At 37.2% G+C, this 2141-nt stretch carries 2 protein-coding genes; both read left to right on the top strand.

Annotated elements, in window-relative coordinates; translation table 11 throughout:
- Positions 1–3 precede the first annotated feature (3 nt).
- A complete protein-coding gene (locus B5E87_RS14700) occupies positions 4–156 on the top strand; it encodes an NAD(P)-binding domain-containing protein (RefSeq protein ID WP_241147196.1) in 153 nt (50 codons plus the stop codon).
- Positions 157–279: 123 nt separating this feature from the next.
- The gene (locus tag B5E87_RS14695; protein WP_087305630.1) at positions 280–1974 is read left to right on the top strand and encodes an IS1634 family transposase; all 1695 of its coding nucleotides are present in this window, start codon (positions 280–282) and stop codon (positions 1972–1974) included.
- Positions 1975–2141: the final 167 nt, after the last annotated feature.

Raw genomic sequence — 2141 nt, 5'->3', positions numbered from 1 at the left:
CCTATGGTTCAACATCTTACTAGCGCTGGATATGATGTAACAATCTATACACGTACTAAAAGCAAGGTACAAGATTTAATAGATCTTGGTATTACCTGGAAAGACAGTGTTTATGAATGCCCGTCTTTGGCAGTTAGCACCATGTTTCTTTTGTAATCTTTTTTGAAAAATTTAAATTAAGTCCATTTTATGGGCTTTTTTTATTTAAAAATTATTTTATTATTTTTTCTTTTGTGTTATAATAGTGGTGTAATGGTGTTATATATTGGAGGTGTTCTTATGGCTTACTTTCTTAAGGTTACAAAACAGCAGTCTCGTACCTATCTCTCTATATACGAAAGCTTCTATTCCCCTGAAACTAAGGGTACAAAGCATCGCAGCTATCGCTCTTTAGGCAATATTCAGAAGCTCATCGACAGTGGCATCGATGATCCCATCGCTTACTTTCAAAAGGAAGTCGATCGTCTTAATGCCCAGAGAAAGGCTGATAATGCCAACAAGAAGATCAACGATCGTCTTATCGGTGAAGTCTCTCCTGAAAAGCTCCTTGGATACTTTCCCTTGGCCAGCATTATGAATAATCTTGATGTAAGGGAACATTTTGATTATCTTCAGTCAAACAGACATTTTCATTTCAATGTCCATGATCTCTTTACCTCCCTTGTCTATGCAAGACTTGTCGCTCCTTTATCAAAGCACAGGACATTCCATGATATCTTGCCTTCCATGTTCTCTGCCCCTCAGGACAGCTATTACCAGCTGCTTGATGCCGTTGAATTTCTAGGTGAAGAGTATCAGAAAATCGTTGAAATACTGACTGTAGCTACTGATGAGAACTATGGCATCGATACATCCCACAGCTATTTTGACTGTACCAACTTCTATTTTGAAATCGACAGGGAAAATTCATTTCAGAGAAAGGGTCCAAGCAAGGAGAACAGAAAAGATCCGATTGTTGGGCTGGGTTTACTTCTGGATGCCAACATGATTCCTGTTGGCATGGAGATGTATCCAGGCAATGAATCAGAACAGCCTGTCTTCAGAAATATCATAAATGGCCTGAAGAAAAGAAACAATATCAAGGGAAGAACAATAAGGGTTGCGGATAAGGGCCTGAATAGCGCAAGAAACATCATAGATTCCATCAACTGCAGAGATGGATATATCTTTTCAAAGTCAGTCAAGAAACTTCCAGAGGTTGAAAGGACATGGGTGCTTTTGGATAATGACTATAAGGAAGTCAAGGACAAAGATGGCAATTTACTATTCAAGCACAAATCGTGCATTGAAGAATATACATATTCCTATACCGATGATGATGGAAGAGAATTCATAAAGAAGGTCAAGGAAAAAAGAGTGGCAACATACAATCCGAAGCTGCATAAGAAAAGGGTATTTGAAATCAACAAAATGGTGGAAAAAGCAAGAAAGATGAAGGCATCCCAGGCAAAAAAGGAAGAATATGGAGAAAGTGCAAAATATGTGACCTTTAAAGGAAAGGATGGAAGCAAGGCAGAAGTCATGTTGAATGAAGAGGCCATAGAGAAGGACATGGCTGTTGCAGGCTATAATCTTATTGTAACGTCGGAATATGACATGGATGATCAAAAAATATATGAGACCTATCACAATCTGTGGAGAATCGAGGAATCATTCAGAGTGATGAAAAGTGAGCTTGATGCCAGACCGGTATATCTGCAAAAGGAAAACAGCATCAAGGGTCATTTTCTAATCTGCTATGCAGCAGTGCTGCTTCTAAGGATATTCCAGTTCAAGGTGCTTGACAATAAATACTCAACAAGCGAAATATGTGAATTCATCAAGTCATTTAGGATTGTGGAAATCAACAATAACCGCTATATAAACATAACAAGATCCACTCCATTCATAAGAGATCTTGCAGGCATATTAAATCAACCAATAACCAATTATTATCTGACAGCCAGGCAAATAAAAATGATGCTAACTCGATAGAAATATCAAATTAGCACCATTTTTTTATTTAAAACTGCCAAAGACAGGTTTTACAGTAATAACAAATCATTTCTTTATCATATTTTACACAGATATCCATAAAAAAAGATGACCGAAGTCATCTTTTCACTATTTATGCTTTGATAATTCCTTATCCTTCATTTCTT

Source organism: Massilimicrobiota sp. An142, assembly GCF_002160725.1.
Classification (GTDB): domain Bacteria; phylum Bacillota_I; class Bacilli_A; order Erysipelotrichales; family Coprobacillaceae; genus Allocoprobacillus; species Allocoprobacillus merdigallinarum.
This window is presented reverse-complemented; position numbering and strand designations above follow the sequence as displayed.

What these genes read in the sequence shown, in the direction of transcription:
- B5E87_RS14700 (WP_241147196.1), top strand. Translation starts at nt 4, where the DNA reads ATGGTTCAACATCTTACTAGCGCTGGATATGATGTAACAATCTATACA.
- B5E87_RS14695 (WP_087305630.1), top strand. Translation starts at nt 280, where the DNA reads ATGGCTTACTTTCTTAAGGTTACAAAACAGCAGTCTCGTACCTATCTC.